Below are 23255 nucleotides of genomic sequence, written 5' to 3'. Positions count from 1 at the left end.
TCCTTCGTGATGGTTGCCGCCTGCGGGACACGCCGCACCGGCGCGACCCGCAGGCGTGGTGGCCGGTCTACTTCTGGAGGACGGTGTTGATCTGCTCGTTGGCGTCCGTCAGGGACGACGCCTCGGTGTTGCCGAGGTAGATGTCCTCGAAGGCGACGGAGGCGATGGCGTTGACCTCACCGGCGTTCAGGGTGATGGGCGGCAGGAACGTCCGCCCCTCCTCCTCGTAGCTGAAGAACGCCGAGACGTCCCAGCCCTTCTCGTCGAAGGCGGCCAGCGCCTTCTCCGAGGACTCCGGGATCGCGGGGAACACGACGGCGTGCTCCCCGACGATGTCCTGGCAGTCCGTCGACCCGAGGAACTGGACCCACTGCCAGGCGGCCTCCGGGTCGTCCGACGAGGCGCTGATGGAGTCGGCGACGCCGTTGAACAGCGACGCACGCTCCCCGGTGGGACCGACGGGGCCGGGCGCGATGCCCACGTCCACGCCGTCGAGCTCCATGAACGAGCCGGTCGCCCACGAGCCGTTGGTGCCCATGGCGACCTGGCCGGAGCCGAGCTGGGTGGGCGTCTCGTCCGAGAACACGCCGGCCGCGGGGGCGTAGCCCTTCTCGGCGAGGCCGTAGAACCAGTCGATCGCCTGCTGGAACTCGGGGTCGTCGAAGTGGTACTGGGTGCCCCACGGGTTGGTGTCGAGGTAGTCCCAGTCGAGCGTGCCGGTGAAGTTGGCCCACTGCATCTGGCCGGTCTCCTCGAAGTTCGGGTTGATCCCGAGCCCGTAGACCTCGACGTTCGTCGGGTCGAACCCGTCCTCGTCGCCGCGGACCCCGTTCGCGTCCACCGTGAGGTGGGCGACGATCTCCTCGAACGTGCCGCCGTCGTCCGGGTTCCAGTCCGCCGCCCACAGCTCCTCGGCGGTGATGCCGGCGTCGTCGAGCATCTCCGTGTTGTAGAAGAACGCGGTGGTGTCCCAGTCCTTCGGCAGTCCGTAGACGGAGCCGTCGTCGTACTGCCACGGGTCGATGAGCCCGTCGGCGTAGACGCCCGTGTCGAACCCGTCGCGCTCGATCATCTCGTCCAGGGCGACGATCTGGCCCTGGGCGGCGAACTCGCCGTACTTGGACAGGTGGTCGACGAACACGTCCGGGCCGGAGCCGCCGACGAACGAGGCGGTGAGCTTGGTCCAGTAGTCGTCCCAGGCGAACTGCTCGATCTTCACCGTGGTGTCGGGGTTCGCCTCGGTGAACGCGTCGGCGCAGGCCTGGTAGGCCGGGAGCTGGTTGGAGTCCCACAGCCAGTAGGTGATCTCGCCGGCCCCGTCGCCGCCCGACCCCGACCCGCCGCCCGACGAGCAGGCGCCCAGGGCGAGAGCGACGGCTCCCGCGAGCGCCATCGGTGCTGTCTTGCGCATCATTGTTTCCCTTTCGCAGTCATCCGCGTTGATGGTGCGGAGTGGTGGTGCGCCGGCGGCTGCCGGCGAGTGTTGGCACCGTGCCGTTCGCAGGCCGGATCACTTGATCCCGGTGAAGCCGATCGAGTTGACGATCCGCCGCGCGAAGGCGAGAAAGAGCAGGAGCATGGGCAGCGCGGCGAGCAGGGTCGCCGCCATGAGCCCGGCCCAGTCGGGTGCCGACTGGGGTGCCTGGGCACGGAAGATGCCCAGCGCCAGCGTCAGGACGCGCGACTGGTCCGACTGGCTCACGAGCAGCGGCCACAGGTAGTCGTTCCAGGCGGTCATGTAGGTCAGGAGGGCGAGCGTGGCCACGGCCGGCGCCGCCATGGGCAGGATGATGGTGAAGAACGTCCGGAACCGGCCGGCACCGTCGAGCCGGGCCGCCTCCTCGATCTCGACGCTGATCCCGGCGAAGAACTGCCGCAGGAAGAACACGGCGAACGGCGTCATGATCATCGTGGGCAGCGCGATGCCGGGCAGGGTGTCCAGCAGGCCGAGGTCGCGGATCAGCAGGAAGTTCGGCAGCAGCGTGAAGATGATCGGCACCATGAGGCCGGCCAGGAAGATGCTGAAGACGACGTCGCGGCCGGGCCAGCGCAGCCGGGCGAAGGCGTAGGCGGCCATCGCCGAGAAGAAGACCTGGAAGACGGTGACCAGCGTGGCCACGATCACCGAGTTCATCAGGTAGAGCGGGAAGTCCAGCGAGGCCCCCGAGCCGCCGTCGGCCAGCGACTCCGCCGCGGTGGCGAGCCCGAGGGCGCGACGGAACCCCTCGATGCTGAGGCCCACGGGCAGCGGGTCGGCCGCGCCGCCCGGCAACGCCGCGTTGGTGGACAGCGCCGTGCGGAGCATCCAGTAGAAGGGCAGGAGCGTCGCGAGCATCACGAGCGCCAGGACGAGCCAGCCGAGGAGCCGGCCGGCGGTGGGCCGACGACGACGGCGCCGGGGAGCCTCGCCGGACGACGTCGCGGGGGTCGTGGTGACGGTGGGTGACGGTGCGGTGGTGGTCATCGGTGCCTCACGCCATGTCGTTCTGGTTGGCCCGGGTGAGCCGGAACTGGACGATCGAGATGGTCGCGAGCACGACCATGAGCGCCACGGACATCGCCGAGGCGTAGCCGAAGTCGTAGCCGCGGCTGAAGGCGACCTCGTAGATGTAGTACTGGATGACGTTCGAGGCGTTGGCGGGGCCGCCCTGGGTCGCGACGGAGACGGTGTCGAAGACCTGGAACGAACCGATCATCGTGACGATGAGGACGAGCCCCAGGTAGGGGCGCAGCAGCGGCATCGTGATCGACCGGAACATCCGCAGCTCCGACGCGCCGTCGACCCGTCCGGCCTCGTAGAGGTTCCCGGGGATGGTCTGCAGGCCGGCGAACACCAGCAGCGCCGTGTACCCGACGTGCCGCCACACGTTCACCAGGGCGATGGTCGGGATCACGAGCGACTGGTCCCCGAAGAACATCACCCGGTCCCAGCCCAGCGCCGCGATCACCTCGTTGACGAACCCGAGCTGGTAGTCGAGCAGCATCAGGAACAGCATCGCCGCGACCACGTTGGACACGAGGTACGGCGTGAGGATGATGCCCCGGATCACCATGGACCTGGTGAGCCGGTGCATGAGCACCGCGACGAGGACGGCCAGCGTGGTCTGGATGCCGATGTTGAGCACCACGTACCAGAGCGTCACCCCGAAGGCGTTCCAGAACACCGGGTCGTCGGCCAGGCGCTGATAGTTCTCGAGGCCGATGAACCCGCCGGCCTGGAACGCCGTCGTGTCGGTGAAGCTCAGCCAGATACCGCGGAGGGTCGGCCACAGCAGGAAGACGACGAAGCCGATCGTCGCAGGCAGGACGAACACGAGCGCGGCGGGGAGGTCCCCCAGGTTCCGCCGTCGCCGCGTGGCCCGGCCGTCGCTCCGGGGCGCCGCCGTCGTGGTCGGCGCGTGGGTCGCGGCACTCATCGCACGGCCTCCACGTGGATCAGGGCGCTGTGGTCGGGGTCCAGCGCCGGCACGCTCACACCGGCGTCGGCGAGCGCCGCGCCGGACAACCACAGGCCCGACTGCCACCACGCCGGGTAGACGCGCGGAGAGGTCTGGCCTGCCACGCCGGGGCCGGACGGCCGCACGCGGTAGGTGCGGTCGCGGTCCAGGCCGGGCAGGCGCACGCGGCCCGGTGGCCAGGTGACGTGGCGCTCGTTGACCGTGACGGCGAACAACGCTTCCGACCGGTCGGGGCGGACCGCTCCGTGCAGCCAGACGTCCCCCGACTCGAGGGACCGCCGGACCGTGGTGCCGGTGTGCACGAGGTCGCGGACCTCCTGGTAGTACTCGACCCAGGCGCGCAGCTCGGCACGTTCGGCGGGATCGGCGGCCGAGAGGTCCCACTCGATGCCGAAGTGCCCGAACAGCGCGGTCGCCGCGCGGAACGACAGGTCGTGCCGCCGGCCCGTGGTGTGGGCACGGTCGGCGCCCACGTGGCTGCCGACCAGCTCGGGCGGGAGCAGCTGCGCCGTCCACCGCTGGATCTGCTGGCGCTCGCGGGCGTCGATGCAGTCGGACGCCCAGACGCGGTCGGTGCGTTCGAGGACCTCCAGGTCGACGCGCGCGCCGCCCGAGGAGCAGGACTCGATCTCGAGGCCGGGGTGGGCGGCGCGGATCGCGTCCATGAGCCGGTAGGCGGCGAGGGTCTGCTCGTGCACCGCCGCGCGTCCCGTCCGGGTGGATCCGGCGTCGACCAGGTCCCGGTTGTGGTCCCACTTGACGAAGTCGACGCTCAGCTCGGCCAGGACGGCGGACACGCTCGTCAGGACGTGGTCGAACGCGTCGGGGTGCGTCAGGTCGAGGACCTGCTGCCGGCGGGCCTCGACGGGCAGCCGCCCGGGGACCTGCAGGATCCACTCGGGGTGCGCGGCGGCGACCTGGGAGCGGACGTTGACCATCTCGGGCTCGAACCAGAGCCCGAACTCCATCCCGAGCCCGCGCACGTGCTCGACGAGCTCCTTGAGCCGGCCGTCGCCCCACACGTCCTCGGCGACGTGCCAGTCGCCCAGGCCCGAGGAGTCGTCCCGGCGGGAGCCGAACCAGCCGTCGTCGAGCACGTACCGCTCCACGCCGACCTCGGCGGCCCGGTCCGCGAGCTCGGTGAGCCGCGCCAGGTCGTGGTCGAAGTAGACGGCCTCCCAGACGTTCATCGTCACCGGCCGGGCGGTGCGCGGGTGGTGCGGCCGCGAGCGCAGGTGGGTGTGGAACCGGCCGGCGAGCGCGTCGAGGCCGACGGCGTGCCCGGCGAAGAGGCGCGGCGAGGAGTAGGTCTCGCCGGGGGCGAGCTCGATCTCGCCGGGCAGCAGCAGCTCGCCGCCGCTGAGCAGCCGGTGGCCGTCGAAGGTGCGCTCGGCCGTGACCTGGTGGTTGCCGCTGAACGCGACGTGCAGGCCCCAGACCTCCCCGCGGTCGAAGTCGAAGCCGGGCTCCCCCGCGAGCAGGATGGTCGCCGCGTCCGCCCCCGTGCGGCCGTGACGACCCTCGCGCAGGTGGGTGCCGACGGTCATCGCCCGGCGCTGCGGCACCCGCTCCTTGGCCCAGCGCCCGGCGAGGTCCATGATCTCGTCGGCCGACGTCGGCACCGGCAGCGCCAGGCGCAGCGCGTCGACGACGTAGCTCTCGTCACCGAGGTTCGTCACCGCTGCCCGCAGCCGCAGCAGGCCGGACGGCAGGAGCTCGGTCTCGAGCACGAGGCGCAGCGCCGCGTCGTCGTCGACCGCCGTCGTCGTCACCGCTCCCCCGGCGTCGTCGCGCCGGACGGTGACGTCCACGGGCCGGAACCGCGGCGCCCAGGCCGTGCCGGCGCGGTGCCCCTCGAGCCCCGGCGTGCCCGTCCATCCGGTCCACGCCTCGGGCAGGATCGCGACGGGCACCTGCCCGTCGACGCCGTTCGTCGCCAGCGCCGGGGAGGCGGCGGCCTCGAGGTCCGCCAGCCCGGCGTCGTCGAGCGGCCCCGGGTCCGCGCCCCAGTGGACGACCACCGGCAGCGCGTCCTGCGGCAGCGCGAGCACCACCGACACGCCTGCCGCGGCCAGCTGCACCGCTGGAGGCCAGTCGCTCGCGGTGCGGGCAGACGAGCCCTCGAGCTTCGGCATGATGCCCACGTGCACAACCCCTTCGTCGCACCCGCCACATCGCGGATGTTCTGCAAACGTTGGTCAGACGTTAGCGGCTGCTGGCCTGGTTCTGCAAACGTTGGTCAGAAATCAGGCGGACGAATCACGCGCAGGGTCCCGGGAGCCGGGGTCAGGCGGGCGGGGCGGCGGTGCTGGACCGCACGACGAGGCGCGGGGAGGCGGAGGTGCTCCGCGGCTTGCGTCCCGTGGCGGTCCACTCGGCGAGCAGCCGGAAGGTCCGCTGCCCCAGTCCCACGAAGTCCTGGGACACCGTCGTCAGCGGCGGGGTCCACATCCGCGCGAACGGCTGGTCGTCGAACCCGACCACGCTGACGTCCTCCGGGACCCGGCGCCCGGCCTCGGCGAGGGCACGCATCACGCCGATCGCGAGCTCGTCGTTGCCGCACAGCACCGCCGTCACGGACAGGTCCCGCGCGAGACGCTGACCGGCGTCGTAGCCCGAGTCCGGGTCGTAGCTCGCCTGGATGACCTTCGGGGGCTCGATGCCCGCGGCCTTCATCGCCGCACGCCACCCCCAGCTGCGCCCCGAGCGAGCACGCGTGGCGGGGATCGCCACGTGGTGGACGGTCCGGTGACCGAGCCCCAGCAGGTACTCGGTCGCCTCGCGGCCGCCGGTCTCGTCGTCGAGGAACGCGTGCGGCCTCGACCCGACCTTGCGCCGCGCACCCGCCGCGGCGACGACCGGCAGGGACTCCGGCAGGGCGTCCAGCGTCGCGACGCCCAGGGCGTCGAACTCCACCACGATCGCGCCGGCCAACGGCTGGGAGAGCACCAGGTCGACGGCGCTCTTCATCGCCTCCGGGTCCTCCGACTCGACGACGCCGATCGTCACCACGAAGCCCGACGCCCGAGCCGCCTCCTCGATCCCCTGCAGGGTAGCCGCGTACCCGTACCGCAGCGTGTTGCGGGCCAGCACCGCCACCGTGCGCCGTCGGCCGCTGACCAGCGTCTGGGCCGCCGCGTTGGGGCGGTAGCCGAGCTCGGCGACGGCGGACTCGACCCGTGCGCGCAGGCTCTTGCTGACCGGGGTCCGGCCCGTGAGCACCCTCGAGACCGTGGACAGGCTCACGCCGGCCCGCTCCGCGACGTCGCGAAGCACGGGAGGCTGCTGTTCCGGTCGGAGCACACGTGAAGGGTAGTCGCAGGCCAGGTGAGGCGCCGCATCGCCGCCAGCGGGTCCGCGTCGACTCCCTCTCACGGGGGTGGTCGCCCATGGCGACGGACCGGGATGATCACCGCATGACACGCCGTGACGCCGCTCCGCCACCGTGGTCCGACCGCCAGTGGGTCGCGCCCGCCGCGCTGGCCGTGCTGCTCACGATCCTCCTGCTGACGTCGCCCCTACGTCTGCCTCTCGACAGCTACGCGGACCACCAGGTGGACGGCGTCGAGGTCGTGCCCAGCTACCCGTTGCTCCTCGCGACAGGTTGGTGGGAGACGGGGCTGCTTCTCCCCCTCATCGCGTGGACGGCAGGGTTGAGCTGCGTGCTCGCCGTCCTGGTCGCGCGGCAGCACCCGTCGACCGCGACCCTGCTCGCGGCCTGGCCCTTCGTCACGGTCCCGCTGATCGGGACCTTCGTGTGGGGTTGGTGGCTCGCCCTGCTGATGATCACCTGCCTCGTGCTGCAGGACTCGTGGCGGCGCGCCGCCGTCCCCGGGGTGGCGACGCTGGCCGCAGCCTGGCTGTACGCGCTCAGCGGTGTCCCCGCCGCCCTGCCCATCGGCCCGGTGAACGCCGGTGACGTCGACGGCGGCCGGGCGGTCTCGGCGGGCGTCATCTACACGGTGGCGGTCGCCGTCGTCGTCGGAGGTGCCGCCGTCGTCCGCCTCGTCTCGGCCTCGGCACGGCGCAACGCCCGAGCCGCCGCCACCGAGCGGCGCGCCCTCGAGGTGGAGTCGGTCGCCGTCGAGCGGGCGCGCCTGGCACGCGACCTGCACGACGTCGTCGCGCACCACGTCTCCCTGGTGGCGGTCCGGGCCGAGTCAGCCCCGTACACGTACCCCGACCTGGACGAGGACGCACGGCGTGTCCTCGGGGAGATTGCCGACGACGCACGCTCGGCGCTCGGCGAGCTGCGGCAGGTGCTCACCGTCCTGCAACGCACCGAGGGCGCGGAGAGGGCACCGCAACCCGCGGCCTGCGACATCGTCGAACTCGTCGACCAGGCGCGCGACGCGGGGCAGGACGTCACGCTGTCGGGGGACTGCGAGGACGTGCCCGACGCCCAGGGCTACGTCCTCTACCGAGCAGCGCAGGAGGCGCTGACGAACGCACGACGACATGCCCCCGGAGCGCCGACGCAGATCGCCGTCTCGCACGTCGCCGACGTGGCGGGGCTCCGGGTCACCAACCCCGTCCAGGGGCAGGTCGGCCAGCCGGCAGGACGCGGGTTGACGGGCATGCGCGAGCGAGTCGAGGCGCTCGGCGGCGCGATGACGGCGACCGTGGAGGACTCGTCCTTCGTCCTGGTGATCACCTTGCCGACCTCCTCGGGCGAACGCCGTGGGCCGGCCGTCCGAGACGTTGCGGGTGCGGTGTGACGCGCGTCGTGGTCGCTGACGACCAGGCCGTCGTCCTGCACGGGTTCGCGTCGATCCTGGGTTCCGCAGCCGACCTGGACATCGTGGGCACCGCCTCCGACGGCGGCGAGCTGCTCGACGTCGTCGCTCGCGCGCAGCCCGACGTCGCGGTCGTCGACATCCGCATGCCCGTGCTCGACGGCATCGCCGCCACTGCTCGGATCGCCGCCGAGCACCCGGCCACGAGAGTGCTCGTGCTGACCACCTTCGATCTCGACGAGTACGTCTACGACGCGCTCCGGGCGGGAGCGAGCGGGTTCCTGCTGAAGGACGTGACCGGTGAACGACTCATCGAGGGGGTCCGGCTCGTCGCCGACGGCTCCATGCTGCTCGGTCCACGGGTCACGCGCCGCCTGGTGGACGACTTCGCCGCACGGCGACCCACGGCGACCGCCGTGCCGGCGCTCGACGCGCTCACGCCACGCGAGACCGACGTGCTCCGCGCCGTCGCCCGCGGACTGTCCAACGCGGAGATCGGGGAGGCCCTGTTCATCGGCGAGCAGACCGTGAAGTCCCACGTCTCCGAAGTGCTGCGCAAGCTCGCCTGCCGTGACCGCGTCCAACTCGTCATCGTCGCGTACGAGTCGGGGCTCGTCCTCCGGAACCCGTAGGTTCGTGCCATGCACATCCGGCACCTGGGCCTGGCCCGGCTCGACGGCGCTCCCGGCGTGACGACGGGCCTGCTCGCGCCGGGCACCGACCCCGAGGAGGTCCGCGTCGACGTCGCCGTGCTCGACGCGGGGTCCTCGCTGCCGCGGCACCCCGCCGGACGTGACCAGTCGTTCTACGTCGTGGCGGGCACCGGGCAGGTGGCCGGAGCCGACGACGTCCCCACCGACGTCGGGCCGGGCGACCTGGTGACCTGGGACGCCGGGGAGCAGCACACCACCTGGGCGACGACGGCGCTCACCGCCGTGATCGTGCAGCGCCGCCGAGCGTGACCGTCCCGGCCCTTCGGCAGGGTCAGGAGATGCTGCGCACGAAGGTGCGGAGGTCGTCCGCGAGCAGCTTCGGCTCCTCCATCGCGGGGAAGTGGCCGCCCTCGGTGAAGTCGCTCCAGTGGTTGGCCGCGTTCCACGGGTCCATCACGCGGCGCAGGAGCGGGTGGGTGTCGAACGCGGCCCAGCCGGCGGGGACGTCGGCGGCCATGGCCCACCCGAGCCCCGAGTGCTCGGACTCGTAGTAGAACTGTGCGCTCGACGCGCCGCTGCGGGTGAACCAGTAGAGGCTGATGTTCGTCAGGAGCTGGTCGCGGTCCACGGACTCGTCGGGCGTCCCGGAGGCGCCGTGGGTCCAGCCCTGGAACTTCTCGGCGATCCACGCGAGCTGGCCGACCGGGGAGTCGGTGAGCGCCGGTCCGATCGTGTCGGGCCGGTGGTTCTGCATCTCGAAGTACCCCCGTTCGGCCGCGTCCACGGCGCGCATCGCCTCGAGCTCGACGACCTCGTCGTCGGACAGCCCGTCGGGGAGGGGCAGCTTGTCACCGACCATGCCGAGCAGCCGGCGCTCGATCCCCGTGTGCGTGCCGATGACGCGCTCCGGGTGGAGCGCCGCCAGACGGCCGGCGATGCCCGACCCGATGTCCGTGCCGTGGGTCGCGAAACGTTCGTACCCCAGGCGCGTCATGATCTGGGCGTAGGCCTCCGTCGTCCGCGCCAGCTCCCAGCCGGTCCCCGACAGCGGGGTGGAGAAGCCGAAGCCGGGCAGCGCCGGGACGACGACGTGGAAGTCGTCGGCCAGCAGCGGGATCAGGCGCTGGTACTCGACGAACGAGCCCGGCCAGCCGTGGTGGAGCAGGAGCGGGGTGGCGTCCGGGTTCGTCGAGCGCACGTGCACCACGTGGAACGTCTGGCCGTCGACGACGGTGGTGAGCTGGTCGAGCTCGTTGAGCGCCGCCTCCTGGGCGCGCCAGTCGAACCCGTCGCGCCAGTACGCGGCGAGCTCCTGCAGGTACGCCTGCGGGATGCCGCGGCTGAAGTCGGTGCGGTCGTCCCGGCCGGGGACGGGGTGCGGCCAGCGGGTCTGCGCGAGCCGGTGACGCAGGTCGTCGACGTCGACCTGCGGGATGTCGATACGGAAGGGCGTGAGCGCCGTGTTCTCGGTCATGACCACCACGTTCCTCGCTATCGCGGCAGGCTTTCTTCCGCAATGACTGGAAAGATCGAGAACATGTTGGAGACCTCGGCCCGGCTGCTGGAGCTGCTGTCGCTGCTCCAGGTCAAGCGCGACTGGACCAGCGCCGAGCTCGCGGACCGGCTCGGCGTGAGCACGAGGACGGTACGTGCCGACGTCGGCAAGCTGCGGTCGCTCGGCTACCCCGTCGACGCCCGCCCCGGCGTCGCGGGCGGGTACCGGCTGGCCGCCGGGACGGCGATGCCCCCGCTGCTGCTCGACGACGACGAGGCCGTCGCCGTCGCCGTCGGGCTGGGAGCCGTCGCCACCCGGGGGCTCGGCGTCGAGGAGACCTCGCTGACCGCGCTCGCCAAGCTGGAGCAGGTGCTGCCCTCGCGCCTGCGCCGACGCGTCGAGGCGGTCCGTGAGGCGACGAGCGTCGTCCCCGGCATCGAACCGTCGCTCGATCTCGCGGTCCTGGGAGCGGTCGCCGCCGCGATCCGCGGCCACGAACGGCTCCGGTTCGGGTACACGAAGCCCGGCGGCAGCGAAGCGGCGCGCCGCACCGAACCGCAACGGCTGGTGAGCTGGGGAGCGCTCTGGTACCTGCTCGCGTGGGACCTGGACCGGGACGACTGGCGGGTCTTCCGCGTCGACCGCATGACGCCCCACCCGCCGACGGGAGCGCGGTTCCGGCCGCGCGTGATCTCGGAGGACACGGTCGTCGAGTACGTCGTCCGACGCATCGTCCGGGGCGCCTGGACGTACCGGGCACGCGTGCTCGTGCACGCTCCCGCGGCCGACGTCGCGGCGAAGATCCAGGTTCCCGTCGACATCGAGGCGGTCGACGAGTCCACCTGCCGCGTCGAGCTGGGGTCCGACGACCCGGACGGGCTGGCCCTGTGGCTCACCCGGCTCGGCGTCGACGTCGAGGTGATCGAGGGCGACGAGCTCGCCGCTGCCTTCGAGCGCCTCGCGACGAGGTTCCGCCGCGCGGCGGGGACGGCCGCCCGCCGGGAGTCAGGCAGGTCTCACCCGTCGTGAGAGGACCGCCGATCTCCGCCGTCGGCACCTTCCGGAGCGCGGCGCAGGATCGCGGTGCACTCGCGCTGGAGGTCGCCGTCCTGCCACATGGCGTGGTGCGGCGCGGCGTTGGAGCAGACGACGGATCCCCAGGCGCCGACGTCGGTGGCGTGCCGGACGGCGTCGCGGCAGATCTGCGCGCCCACGGGTCCCTCCTCGAACCGGGTGTCGCGCGGCGTGTACCCGACCCAGCCCTCCCCGAGGACGAGCGGGATCCCGAGCCGGGCGGCGTGGTCCGCGGCCACGCCGATCCACTCGCGCAACCGCTCGGCCATGGCGATCCGGTGCGCGCCGTACCGGTCGTACAGCCACCGGTCCACGGCCTGCGGGTCGCACCAGTCGTGCACGTAGATCTCGGCGTGGCCGACGATCGACGCGTGCCGCTTCCACTCCTCGTCGGACGGCGGGGCCCACTCCGCGAGCCGCGGGGCGCCGGGGCGCAGGAGCTCGGCGTCGGCCCGCTGCTGCGGGAAGTCGGCCGGATCGCCGCGCAGCGCGAACTCGCTCACCAGGTCGTCCAGGACGCCGTACACGTAGGGGTGCACGCCCAGCATCTGGGCGTTGCGCGGCAGCCCGCGCATCGCGGTGACGGGGACGGCGGCGTAGTTCGGGCCGCACAGCACGTCGGGGTGGCGCGCGGAGAACGCGGCGATGCCGCGCTCGAGGCGGTCGCGCAGCTCCACCACCGGGTCCTGCGTGCCGGGCAGCCCGGCGGTGAGGTGCCCGGCCTGCACCTCGTTGTGCGGCTCGACGCAGGCGAGCACGTGGTCGAGCCCCTGGTCCTCGAGCAGGTCGACGAGGTCGGCCATCGCCTCGCCGAGCACGGTCAGCCGTTCCTCGGGGTCGACGGCGTGCAGCGCGTCGTACCAGCCCCGGTCGACGGCGAAGGCCGGGCTCTGCTGGTACTCCCACGACGACGCGATCACGGTCATGCCGTGCCGGTCTGCGCCGCGGAACAGCTCCAGCAGGTGGGCGCGGGCGTCGATCGTCGTCGGCTCGCGCACGTCGTACCAGCGCACGCGGGACGCGTAGCCGCCCCCGATGGGCCCCAACCGGAGCGCCGTCGTGTCGAGGCCCGAACGGAACAGCAGGAACGGCATCGCACAGACCCGCACCGCGTTGTAGCCGAGCTCGGCGGCGCGGGCGAACGCCGCGTCGAGGTCCTCGAACGGCTCCCCCGGCCCGGTACGCACGTACCAGGAGAAGTCCCAGAGCGTGATCGCCAGCCGGCGCGGCAGGTGCTCGGGCAGGCTCGAGGGCACCGCCTCGCTCCCCGCGTCCGCCGTCGTCCCTGTCCCCGTCACCATGCGGGCCGTCGTGCCGGTCATGCGTCCTCCTTCAGGGTCAGCACCGTGCGCGCCACGCGCACGACGTCCACCGCCTCGACCGTGATCCCGTCGGGCACGTCCCGCACGGACGGGTCGACCCAGACGCCGATCTCGGCGCGCCACGGCAGCAGGTCGAGCGTCACGCCGTCGCGGGCGACGTCGTCGCGCCACGGCGTGAGGTCGACGTCCCATGCGCGACCGTGCCAGAAGTGGTCGCTCACCACCTCGCCGCCCACCAGTGCGCGGCCGACGTCGCCGGTCCAGGAGACCCGCAGCAGCGCGCGGTCGACGCCGGCGAGCGCGTCGGCGGGCACGTCCAGGTGCACGCGGGCCGCACCGGTGAAGTCCGTCGGTGCGCTGAGCCGGTCCATCGGACCGCCACGCGCGGGCAGCGGCGGTGCCGGCGCACCCAGCCGCAGGTCCGCGGCGACCCGGCGGCTCCCCGCGCCGGGGACGGCCAGCGTCCAGGTCGACCAGAGCGTGCCCGCCTCACCGGCCGGGGTGGCGGTGGCGCCGTCCGACGCCGACAGAGGGAGCGACGCCGCGAGCGACGCCGGCGCGGGGAGCACCGACACCGTCGTGGTCGGTTCGTCCGTGTGCACCACCAGGTTCCCGTCGAGGGCGTGGACCGGGGCGTCGCAGAGGACCAGGCGCTCGCGGCCGCCGACGTCCAGGCGGTACAGCCGGTTCGCCGTCGCCTCGTCGAGCACCAGCACCCGCACCCCGGACTCACCTGCCGTGCCGGGCGCACCGTGCAGCCGGACCACGGTCTCCGGCCCGGGGTCGCCGGTGAGGTCGAGGACGGTCGTCCCGCCCTCGCGCCGGACGGACACGGGGCCCGTCGCCTCGACGTCGCCGTCGAGCACGAGCTCCACCGGTACGCCGTCGGTCGCGACCAGCACGACGAGCTCCCCGGGCCGGTTGCCGGCGATGCCCGGGCCCCCGCCGTCCGAGACCCTCGTGAGGAGCTGCGCCGTCGCGCTGCGCAGCACCAGCCCCTCGGCGAGCGGGTAGCGCAGCGGCCACGCGACCGAGAGGCCGGCGGGCAGGTCGACCGGCCGCGTGGGCACGGTGACCGTCGTGTCCTCCTGCTCCACCTGCACCTGGGTGCTCGGCTGCGCCGCGAGCGGTCGGCGTGCGGGCTGGTAGGTGGTGAGGAAGACGTACCCGCGGCGCCCGTCCGAGCGCACCGACCAGCGCAGCGCGGACGGGTCGTCGCTGCCCCCGCCCACCGTCGTCGTCATGGCCGCGAGCGCGTCGCCGTCGGCCCGGAGCCACAGGTGCTGGCGCCGGAGCAGGTGGTGGTGGCGGCGCACCTGGCCGTGCTCGCCGACGGGCGCACCGAAGTCGTAGGTGCGCGTGGGGACGTCGTTCGGGTACCCCGTGGCCTGCGACTCCTGCTCGGTCCCCCGCGGCCCCACGCGCTGGGTGCCGCCCGCGTACATGTAGTACCCCTGCCAGACCGAGCCGCTGCCGATCTTCGCCAGCGCGAGCGCCGCCACGTCGTCGGGCGTGACGAGCGGACGCCGGTGGTAGGCCACGTGCATCCCGCCGCCGAGCTCGCACGTGGCGTACGGGAGGAGGTCGTCGTCGGGGCCCGGGGGCTCGGCCGCGCGGTCGACCGCGAGCCCGTCCAGGGCCTCGCGCAGGTCCGCGCCCACCGACAGGTCGTCGCGCACGGTGCTGTAGCGGAAGTGCACGGGCGCGAACGCCGGCCACTCGGTGTCGGCGTCCTCCCAGAACCCGTCCGCGTACGCGCTGTACACCGGCAGCAGCGTGTCCGGCACCTGCGCCCCGCCCCAGCCGGTGGCCGTCCAGAGCGGCACCTGCAGGCCGAGCTCCTCGGCGATCGTGCGCAGCATGGCCAGGTGCTCCGGCTGGTCGTAGAGCTCGTTGTCCATCTGGGCGCCGATCACCGGCCCGCCCTGGGCGTGCAGGAGCCCGTCGAGCTGCGCGATCGTCTGCGCGTAGAACGCCCGGACCAGGTCGAGGTAGGCCGGGTCGTTCGTGCGGGCGGCCACCCCGCGCTCGACGAGCCAGTCCGGGAACCCGCCGTAGCGTGCCTCGCCGTGCGCCCACGGCCCCATCCGCACGATCACGGCGAGGCCGTGCCGCGCCGCGAGCTCGACGAACGCCCGCAGGTCGAGGTTGCCGTCCCAGCGGAAGTCACCGGGCGTCGGCTCGTGCGCCTGCCAGAAGACGTACGTCGCCACCGAGTCCAGCCCGCCGGCCCGTGCGTGCCCCAGCACCTCCGACCAGCGCTCGCGCGGGATGCGGGAGTAGTGCACCTCCCCGGTCACCGGGAACCAGGGCCGGCCCGCCCGCTCGAGGTACCGGCCGGTCACCGCCACGGCGTCCGGCGTACCGGGCGGCGAGCCGAGCGCGAGGTGGTCGCGGCGCACGGCGGGCGGCCGGGTGACGCGCACGCGGTGCGTGGCGGCCCTGTCGAGGGCCGCGAGCTGGTTCCGCAGCGCGCGGACGCGGTCGTCGTGCTCCTCCTGGACGTCGTGGGTGAACAGGAGCATCGTCGGCAGCGAGGTCGCGAAGTAGTCGACGGTCGCGCGGCGCCCGGCCTCTTGCTCCACGTACCGGGCGAGCCCGTCGCGCAGCAGCCGTGCCTCGTCGTCGCGGCCCAGCCGACGTAGGGCGAGGACGGAGGCCGCCGTGCGCTCCGAGAAGTCCTGCACGGCCATGCCCTCGAAGTCGCCCTGCTGGTCGGCGGCCGTCCGCCAGGCCTCGCGCGCGTCGTCGGACCGGCCGACGGCGGCGAGCGCGTCGCCGAGCAGCAGGTGCAGGTCGGCGGTGTTGGCGAGCGGGTGCCGGGCCTCCCCGAGCGACGCCGGCGGGTCCAGCGCAGCGGCGGCATGGGCGAGCGCAGCCGCGGCGTCGCCGTCGTCCAGGGCCCCTCTGCCGAGGGCGAGGTGTGCGGCGTCCCAGGCCGCGAGCACACGCCCCTCGCCGCCCTCCCACGGCTGGAAGGGGCGGCCCGTCAGGATCTCGAGCGCGTCGTCGGCGCGGCCGACGGCGGTCAGCAGCTCGGCGACCTGGACGGACAGGTCGTCGCGCGCACCGACGAGGTCGGGCCGGTCGAGCAGCACCGCCAGGCGGTGCTCGGGGGCGGTGCCGCGGCGTGCCTCGAGCTGGTCGGCCTCGTAGAGCAGGCGTGCGTCGTCGGGTGCCACCGCCCGTGCCCGCGCGTACCAGGCGGCCGCCGCCTCCGCGTCGCCCTGCACGTTGTGGGCCGCGACGCCGAGGTTCCGCAGCACCACGGGGTCGGTCCCGTCGCCCGACGCCGCGACCTCCCACGCCGCGATCGCCTCGTCCCGGCGCCCCGCCGCGTAGAGCCGGTGCCCCGCCAGGCCGGCGACGAGCGGGTCCTGCGGCCAGGCGCGACGCAGGCGGGCCAGCGCGTCGTCGTCGGTCGCGGCCGGGAACGCCCAGTCCCGCGGGGCGCGGCGGGCCCGCTCGAGCGCGTCGGCCGCGGCACCGTGGTCGCCGCGGGTCAGCTCCAGGTCCGCGAGGTGCAGCAGGGCGAGCGCCCGGACGTCCCGCTGGCCGCGCGGGGACGGACGCGTCGCGACGTCCTCGAGCAGCTCGACCGCAGCAGCCGTCTGACCGGCCGACGCGTGCTCGAGCGCGACGTCGAGCGCGACGGTCGGGTCCGTCGTCGGGCCCGCCGTGGTCGGGGCGCCGAGCCGCGCCGCGAGGTCGCGCGCCCAGGCGTCGAGCGGGTCGACGGCGAGCGTGCCGCGCACCAGGTCGCGGGCGCGCTGGGTGTCGCCGATGCGGCCTGCGGCGACGGCTGCGAGGTTGCGCCCCTGGACGTGCTCCGGGCTGCGGCGCAGCAGCGCCTCGAGCTGCTCCGCGGCGTCGGCGTCTCGGCCTTCCGCGAGGTCGAGGCGTGCGGTCGCGACCGCCGCCGCGTCCCGCCAGGCCTGGTCCCACGACGCCGTCCCGAGCGCCTCGCGGGCCTCGGCCGTCCGGCCCTGGCGAGCCAGGACGACGCCCAGCCGGTAGTGCGCCTCGCCGTCGCGCGGGTTGGGGTTGCGCAGCGTCAGGCGCGCCGTCGCGGTGCGCAGCAGCCGCTCGGCGTCGGCCAGGCGGCCCGCGCGCGCCCGCCGGGCCGCGAGCGCCGTCGCGCAGCGCGCGTCACCCGGGTCCCGCCGCAGCGCCTCGGTCCAGTAGGGCTCCGGTGACCGGGTCGCGTGCCGGTACTGCTCCAGGTGGAGCCCGGTGACGTACAGCTCGTCGAGAGAGTCGATGTCCGCCGGGGCGGGCGGCTCGGTGGCGGGCTCGGGCATCGCGGGCTCGGGGATCGTCGTCCCGGGGTCGGCGTCGGGCCCGGTGTCGGGGTCGGCGTCGGGCCCGCTGTCGGGCCCGGCCTCGGCGCGAGGGCGCCAGGTCAGGAGGGTGGCGCCGTCGTGCTCGACGACGAGCTCGTACCCGGTGGCGCCGACGCCGGGCGGGCCGGTCAGCTCGCGCACCAGCGGGTTGCCGGGCGCGACGTCGGCACGCTCGTCCAGCAGCACCTCCTCGCCGGCGCGCAGCACCACCCGCGCACCCGGACGCGGGGACGTCACGGCGACGCCGACGCGCACCGTGCCACCGGTGCCGACGTCGAGCCGCACCGCCGCGTCCCGCGTCGCCTGGTGCACCGGGCCGATGTCCTGGATCGGGTACCAGTACTGCGAGAAGGTCGTCGTCTCCCCCGGGCGCAGGAACGCGAAGTCAGGCTGGTTGTCGGTGAAGACGCCCGCCATCAGCTCGATGTACGGGCCGTTGGTGTCGGTCAGGTGCCGGTCCCACGCCCGGCCGAACGGCGCGTCGCCCCAGGTCCACATCTTCTTGCCGGGCGAGATGCGGTGGTCCGCCCAGTGCACGAACCCCGCGCCGGCGGCGTGGTCGTACCCGCCGAAGAAGTCGTCCTGCGAGCCGAGGCACATGTACGACGTCGGCACCGGGATGTTGCGGTACCAGTCCAGGCGGTCGCCGTCGGGGTGCTCCGCGGTGCGGCGGGCCGGATAGTCGACGCCGTAGTAGCGGCCCGACGCCGCGGGGAAGGTCGTGACGGCACGCTTGGCGTGGTCGGCGACGACGGTGACGTCGGTCGGGAAGAACGCCTGGTAGTCGTCGTGCACGGCCGCGGCGACGTTGGCCCACCACAGGAACGTCTGCACGTCGTCGGTGCGGTTGACGAGACGAACCCGCAGCTCGACGAGCGCACTGTCGGGTCGCAGCCGGACGCCGTGCATGCCCTGCAGGCGGGCGAACGGGTCGTGGTCGGAGCACCAGACGGTGACCGCGCCGTCGGGCTCGGACTCGATCCACGTCTCGACCGGCAGGAACGTGGCGGGCCGGTGGTGCTGCGGCCAGTTGAGCTCCACCCCGCCCGAGACCCAGGGCCCGAGCAGCCCGACCAGCGCCGGCTTGATCACGTCGTTGCGGTAGAAGAAGTCGTAGCCGCGGGTGCGGTCGAGGCCCACGTGGATGCGCCCGCCCAGCTCCGGCAGGACCATCAGCCGCACGAACGCGTTCTCGAGGTGGATCGCGTCCCACTCCCGGGGCGCCTTGGTGTGCTCCACCCTGTCGACGAACGGCATCGGGTACACCGCCCCAGAGGATCCCTGGTAGACGCGCTGGTCCAGGTACGCCGGGTAGCGGTCCGGCTCGCCGATGCCGTACGTGTCGATGGACACCGGCTCGCGCCAGCCGCGCACCGGGCGGGCGGAGAGGCTGGCCGGGGCGGGCGGCAGGACGATCCGCGACTCCTCAGGGGGCATGGGACGAACCTAGGCCGCTTGACGGCGTGGTGCGATGGGCGATTCCCTCGGACCTATGGACGAATCGACGGTGGATGCGCTCGGTGGCCTGCCCGAGGGCTTCGCCGGTCAGCGCATGGTCGTCGTGCCGCGACCCACCGTGCGCGCCGCCCTGGCACGACCGGTGACGAACCGCCTGGTGGTGACGGACGCGGGATTCTTCCCTCACGCCGCCCGCCACGGCCGGTCGCGGCCCGACGGTGCCCGCGAGCACGTCCTGCTGGTCTGCACCGCGGGAGCCGGCTGGTGCCGCACGCCGGATGGACGGTTCGACGTCCGCCCCGGAGACGTCGTGCTCGTGCCCGCCCGCACGCCGCACGAGTACGCCGCCGACCGAGCCGACCCCTGGACCCTCTGGTGGCTGCACGCCACCGGCCCGGACGCCGACGAGCTCGCCACCGCCGTCCGCGACGCGGCCGGTGGCCCGGTGTCGCACCTGCGCGACCCGGCGACCGTCGCCAGCCTCGTCTCCCAGGCCATCGACGCCCTCGACGACGGCACCGCAGGAGGGCTCGTCCGGGCCGCGGGCGCCGCCTGGCACGCCCTCGCGCACGTCGTGGCGACCGGGCGCCGCTCACCCGGGCCCGCACCCGACCCGGTGGAGCGCGCCGTCGAGCACCTGCGGGCCACGGCCCCGCGCCGGACGCCGGTCAGCGCGCTCGCAGCGATGGTGGGGCTCAGCACCTCGCAGCTCGGCGCTCTGTTCCGCGCCCAGGTGGGCACGTCCCCGCTGCAGTACCAGACCGGGCTGCGCCTGGCCCGGGCCCGCGAGCTGCTCGACGCCACCGACCTGCCCGTCGCGGCCGTCGCGCAGGCGTGCGGCTACGCCGACCCGCTGTACTTCTCCCGCCGGTTCACCCGGACGCACGGCCTGTCGCCGTCGGCCTACCGCGGCCGGGACGTCTGACGCCACCCGGGCGGTCGTGCGCTGCTGTGCAACGATGTCGACACGGCTGACACGCGTCGGCCAGATCGGAGCCGGGGCGATGCAGCGACCGCACCGGGTCGTGGTCCTCGTACTCGAGGGGGCGCGCCCGCTCGACGTCGGGATCCCGACGGAGGTGTTCCACCCGGAGACAGGGTTCCCCTACGAGGTCTCCACCTGCGGCGCCACCACCGACACGGTGCTGTCCTCCGGAGGCTTCGGCTTCGCGGTGCAGCGCGGCCTGGACGCACTGTCCGACACGGACACGATCATCGTCCCGGGGTACGCCCCGCCGGGCCGGCCGATACCCGTGGAGGTGCGCGAGGCGCTCCGCAGCGCCGCAGCCCGTGGGACACGCATCGCATCGATCTGCTACGGCGCGTTCGCGCTCGCGGACTCGGGCCTGCTCGACGGCCTGCGGGCGACGACCCACTGGGACGCTGCGGAGAAGCTCGCCACGCGGCACCCGCAGATCACGGTGGAGCCGAACGTGCTCTTCGTCGACGAGGGACCCATCCTGACCTCGGCGGGAGCCGCCGCCGGTCTCGACCTCTGCCTGCACATCGTCCGGCGCGACCTCGGCGTGACCGCGGCGAACGAGATCGCCCGAGGACTCGTCACCGCGCCCTACCGCACCGGGGGGCAGGCCCAGTACCTGCCGAAGACCAGCTCGGCGGCCCAGGGCGAGACCCTCGCCGCGACACGCGAATGGGCCCTGACGCGACTCGATCAGCAAGTCACGATCGCCGACCTCGCCGCCCATGCCGACATGTCGCGACGCACGTTCTTGCGTCGCTTCACCGAAGAGACCGGCAGCACCCCGCTGCAGTGGATCCTCCGGGCGAGGGTCGACGCCGCCCGCGAGCTCCTGGAGAGCACGAGGCTGCCGATCGACCGCATCGCCGAAGAGGTCGGCCTGGGGACCGGGGCGAACCTCCGGCTGCACTTCCGTCGGCTCCTGGACGTGTCCCCCTCGGCGTACCGCGCCACGTTCGCCGGGCGGAGCTGACCACCGCGGCGATCCGCCGTCACCCGCGAAGAACGCGACAGCTACGCGTCCACACCGTCGACCAGCACGGCCCGGTAGGTCGCACCCTGGAAGCGGTCCTGCACGACCTCCTGGTACTGCTCACCGCGGTACCACCCCCTCGCCGCCGCCGCGTCGGGGAACCGGAGGACGACGACCCCTTCGATCGGAGGCCCTTCGAGCACCTCGTACGTGCCGTAGTCGACCAGGGCCTGCACGTCGTGGCCGTCGAACGTGCCGTCGGCGCGCTGCGCGTAGCGGTCGAGGGCTTGCTGGTCGTGGGTGCTCTCTCGCTGGAACACGATGTATGCGCTCATGTTTCCGTCCTCCGTGGTTGTCGATGTTCTGGTGCGCTGTTCGTCGCTGCACCGCTACGCGATGCGCGGCGGGAGCGCGACGGTGTCGCCCACGACATCGATGGCGACCTTGCCCCGGAGCACATACGACTGCCTGTTCTCCAGGAGCTCGTGAGCCTCACCCGTCCGTGCGAGCGGGAGGGTCGCGCCGATGACCGGCTTCACGAGTCCGCGCTCGACCAGCGTCGTGAGCGCGTCCAGCTTGCCTCGGTTCTGTCGTGTGAAGACGAAGTGGTAGGCGGCGTTGACGCCCCACGCCTCGATGAGGTTCTGCGGCTGCGCGTGGTCGACGATGCTGACGACGCGTGCAGAGTCGGCGAGCGTCAGCGGGCTCCGCGTGAGCGTGTCGCCACCGATCGTGTCGAAGACGACATCGACCCCCTTGCCCTCCGTCATCTCGGCCACAGCCTCGACGTAGTCCGTCGAGGTGTAGTCGATGGCTGCGTCCGCTCCGAGAGAGCGCACGAACTCATGGTCTCCGGCCTTCGCGGTGGTGATCACGCGTGCGCCCATCGCCTTCGCGACCTGGATCGCGATCGTGCCGACACCGCCTGTGCCGCCGTGGATCAGGATCGTCTCCCCCACGGTGAGCCGCGCTCGCGTCACCAGCGCCTCCCAGACCGTTCCACCGACGAGAGTCAGGCTCGCCGCCTCCAGGTGACTGACGTTCGCCGGCTTGCGACCGACGAGGTCGACGTCGACGACGTGCTGCTCGGCGTAGGAGCCGGGGCCACCGAAGATCTGGGGCGTGTAGTAGACCTCGTCGCCGACGGCGAACTCCGTCACGTGGGAACCGACCTCCTCGATCACGCCGGAGACGTCATGCCCGATGATCGCCGGCAGCGGCACGTGTTCCGCGTAGTCCCCGCGACGGATCTGAAAGTCCAGCGGGTTGACGGCGGTCGCGTGGACGCGCACCCGCACCTGGCGCGGTTCGACGTCCGGCACGGAGGTGTCGCGCAGCTCGAAAGCATCCACCCCTCCGAAACGGGTCAGGACGACAGCCTTCATCTGAGCGGTCATAGCGGATTTCTCCTCGCCGTGGTTCTTGGTGTGCGACCCGCCGGATCGGCGGTTCGCATCAAGTTACGCGCGGGAGATGCGGCAATCTAGGGGCGAGAATGCCAGTATCCGCAAGGATAGTGTCACGAATGCTGCACGAGGCTCGGGCGTGCTCGTTGCGGGGCATTTCAGAATGTACATTCTGGCCGGCACTGCGACACAGGTCCGGCGAAAAGCCGTCTTCCGCTCGCCTCCATGTGTGACACCTTGTCGGTCATGGAGCTCGCATCGCCGCGCAAGGCCGCCCCCGGGGACAAGGTCGCCGTCGTCTCGCCATCGTTCGCCGCGCCCGGGTTCGCGCCGGCGGTGCACGAACAGGCCATGGCGCGTCTGCAGGAGATCACCGGCCTGGTCCCCGTCGAGTACCCGACCACGCGCCAGCTCGGCGCGACGCCGCAGGCCCGTGCCGCCGACCTCGATGCAGCGTTCAGCGACCCCGCCATCCGGGCGGTCCTGGCCACCATCGGCGGTGAGGACCAGATCACCGTGATACCCCACCTCGACGCCGACCTGGTGCGGGCCGATCCCAAGCCGTTCCTCGGCTACAGCGACAACACCAATCTCCTCAACTGGCTGTGGACCCACGGCATCGCCGGCTTCTACGGCGGCTCCACGCAGGTCCACCTCGGGCCTGGTCCCTCCGTGGACCCGATCCACGCCGCCTCGCTGCGCGCCGCCCTGCTCACCGGCGAGCGCCTGGAGATCACCGAACCGTGCGAGTCCGAGGACTTCGGCATCGACTGGCAGGACCCCGCGGCGCTCACCGAGTACGGCGACCGGGAACCCACCGAGCCGTGGACCTGGGCCGGACCCGAACAGGCCGTCACCGGGCGCACCTGGGGCGGCTGCATCGAGGTGCTGCAGTGGATCCTCACCGCCGGCCGCTTCCCCACCGACCCGGGCGTGCTGCAGGGCGGAGTCCTGCTGCTGGAGACCTCGGAGGAGCTCATCCCGGCGTGCGAGTTCGGCTGGATCCTGCGCTCGCTCGGCGAGCGCGGTCTCCTCGACGCCGTCGACGCCGTCGTCGTCGCCCGACCGCCGACCTCGTCCTTCGAGGTGCACCGGACCTCTGCGGAGCGCGCCGTCAAGCGTGCCGAGCAGCGCGACGCCGCCATCGAGACGGTGAAGCGCTACAACTCGGAGGCCGTCATCGTCGTCGGCGTGCCGTTCGGCCACACGCGTCCGCAGTGGATCGTCCCCTACGGGGGATCGATGACCGTCGACGGTGCCGAGCAGCGGATCTGGGCCGACTTCGCGTAGGCGAGGCGCCGTGCGGCTCGGTATCGCAACTCGTCCGTGGATTCGTTGAGGATGGTTAGACCACCCCA

General features: G+C 73.1%; 17 protein-coding genes. 7 read left to right on the top strand and 10 right to left on the bottom strand.

Going from position 1 to position 23255, the window contains the following annotated elements; translation table 11 throughout:
• Window positions 1–67 precede the first annotated feature (67 nt).
• The 5 genes from BCL65_RS05315 to BCL65_RS05295 all read right to left on the bottom strand — a co-directional run bounded on the left by BCL65_RS05315 (window position 68) and on the right by BCL65_RS05295 (window position 6761).
• Entirely contained in the window at window positions 68–1411 is a 1344-nt protein-coding gene (locus tag BCL65_RS05315; RefSeq protein ID WP_106265978.1) for an ABC transporter substrate-binding protein, read from the bottom strand.
• 99 nt (window positions 1412–1510) lie between these two features.
• Window positions 1511–2464: a carbohydrate ABC transporter permease gene (locus BCL65_RS05310; protein ID WP_106265857.1), complete on the bottom strand. Its 954-nt coding sequence runs from the start codon at window positions 2462–2464 to the stop codon at window positions 1511–1513.
• A gap of 7 nt (window positions 2465–2471) precedes the next feature.
• Window positions 2472–3416 (bottom strand): carbohydrate ABC transporter permease, encoded by a 945-nt coding sequence (locus BCL65_RS05305; RefSeq protein ID WP_106265855.1) that lies wholly within the window; start codon window positions 3414–3416, stop codon window positions 2472–2474.
• Window positions 3413–5593, bottom strand: a complete 2181-nt coding sequence (locus tag BCL65_RS05300) for an alpha-galactosidase (RefSeq protein WP_106265976.1) — start codon at window positions 5591–5593, stop codon at window positions 3413–3415. Before BCL65_RS05300 ends, BCL65_RS05305 begins: the two co-directional genes overlap by 4 nt.
• A gap of 151 nt (window positions 5594–5744) precedes the next feature.
• Complete coding sequence (locus BCL65_RS05295) at window positions 5745–6761, bottom strand: LacI family DNA-binding transcriptional regulator (RefSeq protein ID WP_106265853.1); 1017 nt, start codon at window positions 6759–6761, stop codon at window positions 5745–5747.
• A 113-nt stretch (window positions 6762–6874) separates the two neighbouring features.
• Between BCL65_RS05295 and BCL65_RS05290 the strand changes: the two genes are divergently transcribed.
• From BCL65_RS05290 to BCL65_RS05280, 3 genes are read left to right on the top strand one after another with little or no spacing between them, the layout of a single operon-like run.
• Window positions 6875–8176, top strand: a complete 1302-nt coding sequence (locus BCL65_RS05290) for a sensor histidine kinase (RefSeq protein WP_125206448.1) — start codon at window positions 6875–6877, stop codon at window positions 8174–8176.
• Complete coding sequence (locus BCL65_RS05285) at window positions 8173–8826, top strand: response regulator (RefSeq protein ID WP_106265850.1); 654 nt, start codon at window positions 8173–8175, stop codon at window positions 8824–8826. The genes BCL65_RS05290 and BCL65_RS05285 overlap by 4 nt, the downstream gene beginning before the upstream one ends.
• Window positions 8827–8835: 9 nt before the next feature.
• Window positions 8836–9156 (top strand): cupin domain-containing protein, encoded by a 321-nt coding sequence (locus BCL65_RS05280; RefSeq protein WP_106265848.1) that lies wholly within the window; start codon window positions 8836–8838, stop codon window positions 9154–9156.
• Between the two features lie 22 nt (window positions 9157–9178).
• Here the strand turns inward: BCL65_RS05280 and BCL65_RS05275 are convergent, their stop codons facing one another.
• Complete coding sequence (locus BCL65_RS05275) at window positions 9179–10321, bottom strand: epoxide hydrolase family protein (RefSeq protein WP_106265847.1); 1143 nt, start codon at window positions 10319–10321, stop codon at window positions 9179–9181.
• A 63-nt stretch (window positions 10322–10384) separates the two neighbouring features.
• On the opposite strand from BCL65_RS05275, the gene BCL65_RS05270 reads away from it, so the two are divergent.
• Complete coding sequence (locus BCL65_RS05270; protein WP_106265845.1) at window positions 10385–11371, top strand: helix-turn-helix transcriptional regulator; 987 nt, start codon at window positions 10385–10387, stop codon at window positions 11369–11371.
• Here the strand turns inward: BCL65_RS05270 and BCL65_RS05265 are convergent.
• The gene (locus BCL65_RS05265) at window positions 11359–12738 is read right to left on the bottom strand and encodes a cellulase-like family protein (RefSeq protein WP_106265843.1); all 1380 of its coding nucleotides are present in this window, start codon (window positions 12736–12738) and stop codon (window positions 11359–11361) included. The genes BCL65_RS05270 and BCL65_RS05265 overlap by 13 nt on opposite strands.
• Window positions 12735–18518, bottom strand: coding sequence for a DUF5107 domain-containing protein (locus BCL65_RS05260; RefSeq protein ID WP_106265841.1), 5784 nt, complete (start codon window positions 18516–18518; stop codon window positions 12735–12737). The genes BCL65_RS05265 and BCL65_RS05260 overlap by 4 nt, the downstream gene beginning before the upstream one ends.
• 55 nt (window positions 18519–18573) lie before the next feature.
• Between BCL65_RS05260 and BCL65_RS05255 the strand changes: the two genes are divergently transcribed.
• Window positions 18574–19464, top strand: a complete 891-nt coding sequence (locus tag BCL65_RS05255; protein WP_106265839.1) for an AraC family transcriptional regulator — start codon at window positions 18574–18576, stop codon at window positions 19462–19464.
• A gap of 34 nt (window positions 19465–19498) precedes the next feature.
• Window positions 19499–20491, top strand: coding sequence for a GlxA family transcriptional regulator (locus tag BCL65_RS05250; protein ID WP_258176894.1), 993 nt, complete (start codon window positions 19499–19501; stop codon window positions 20489–20491).
• Between the two features lie 41 nt (window positions 20492–20532).
• Here BCL65_RS05250 and BCL65_RS05245 read toward each other — a convergent pair whose 3' ends face one another.
• Both BCL65_RS05245 and BCL65_RS05240 read right to left on the bottom strand, forming a co-directional pair.
• Window positions 20533–20826: a DUF1330 domain-containing protein gene (locus BCL65_RS05245; protein ID WP_106265838.1), complete on the bottom strand. Its 294-nt coding sequence runs from the start codon at window positions 20824–20826 to the stop codon at window positions 20533–20535.
• Between the two features lie 54 nt (window positions 20827–20880).
• Window positions 20881–21888, bottom strand: coding sequence for a zinc-dependent alcohol dehydrogenase family protein (locus BCL65_RS05240; RefSeq protein ID WP_106265836.1), 1008 nt, complete (start codon window positions 21886–21888; stop codon window positions 20881–20883).
• A gap of 234 nt (window positions 21889–22122) precedes the next feature.
• Between BCL65_RS05240 and BCL65_RS05235 the strand changes: the two genes are divergently transcribed.
• A complete protein-coding gene (locus tag BCL65_RS05235) occupies window positions 22123–23187 on the top strand; it encodes a S66 family peptidase (RefSeq protein WP_243400750.1) in 1065 nt (354 codons plus the stop codon).
• Window positions 23188–23255: the final 68 nt, after the last annotated feature.

This window comes from Isoptericola halotolerans, assembly GCF_003003075.1.
GTDB lineage: Bacteria > Actinomycetota > Actinomycetes > Actinomycetales > Cellulomonadaceae > Isoptericola > Isoptericola halotolerans_A.
This window is presented reverse-complemented; position numbering and strand designations above follow the sequence as displayed.

Excerpts from the sequence above, each read along its gene's own strand:
- BCL65_RS05275 (WP_106265847.1), bottom strand. The coding sequence starts at position 10,321 with ATGACCGAGAACACGGCGCTCACGCCCTTCCGTATCGACATCCCGCAG.
- BCL65_RS05280 (WP_106265848.1), top strand. The coding sequence starts at position 8,836 with ATGCACATCCGGCACCTGGGCCTGGCCCGGCTCGACGGCGCTCCCGGC.
- BCL65_RS05300 (WP_106265976.1), bottom strand. The coding sequence starts at position 5,593 with ATGCCGAAGCTCGAGGGCTCGTCTGCCCGCACCGCGAGCGACTGGCCT.
- BCL65_RS05265 (WP_106265843.1), bottom strand. The coding sequence starts at position 12,738 with ATGACCGGCACGACGGCCCGCATGGTGACGGGGACAGGGACGACGGCG.
- BCL65_RS05290 (WP_125206448.1), top strand. The coding sequence starts at position 6,875 with ATGACACGCCGTGACGCCGCTCCGCCACCGTGGTCCGACCGCCAGTGG.
- BCL65_RS05315 (WP_106265978.1), bottom strand. The coding sequence starts at position 1,411 with ATGCGCAAGACAGCACCGATGGCGCTCGCGGGAGCCGTCGCTCTCGCC.
- BCL65_RS05255 (WP_106265839.1), top strand. The coding sequence starts at position 18,574 with ATGGACGAATCGACGGTGGATGCGCTCGGTGGCCTGCCCGAGGGCTTC.
- BCL65_RS05250 (WP_258176894.1), top strand. The coding sequence starts at position 19,499 with ATGTCGACACGGCTGACACGCGTCGGCCAGATCGGAGCCGGGGCGATG.
- BCL65_RS05310 (WP_106265857.1), bottom strand. The coding sequence starts at position 2,464 with ATGACCACCACCGCACCGTCACCCACCGTCACCACGACCCCCGCGACG.
- BCL65_RS05235 (WP_243400750.1), top strand. The coding sequence starts at position 22,123 with ATGTGTGACACCTTGTCGGTCATGGAGCTCGCATCGCCGCGCAAGGCC.
- BCL65_RS05270 (WP_106265845.1), top strand. The coding sequence starts at position 10,385 with ATGTTGGAGACCTCGGCCCGGCTGCTGGAGCTGCTGTCGCTGCTCCAG.
- BCL65_RS05245 (WP_106265838.1), bottom strand. The coding sequence starts at position 20,826 with ATGAGCGCATACATCGTGTTCCAGCGAGAGAGCACCCACGACCAGCAA.
- BCL65_RS05260 (WP_106265841.1), bottom strand. The coding sequence starts at position 18,518 with ATGCCCCCTGAGGAGTCGCGGATCGTCCTGCCGCCCGCCCCGGCCAGC.
- BCL65_RS05240 (WP_106265836.1), bottom strand. The coding sequence starts at position 21,888 with ATGACCGCTCAGATGAAGGCTGTCGTCCTGACCCGTTTCGGAGGGGTG.
- BCL65_RS05305 (WP_106265855.1), bottom strand. The coding sequence starts at position 3,416 with ATGAGTGCCGCGACCCACGCGCCGACCACGACGGCGGCGCCCCGGAGC.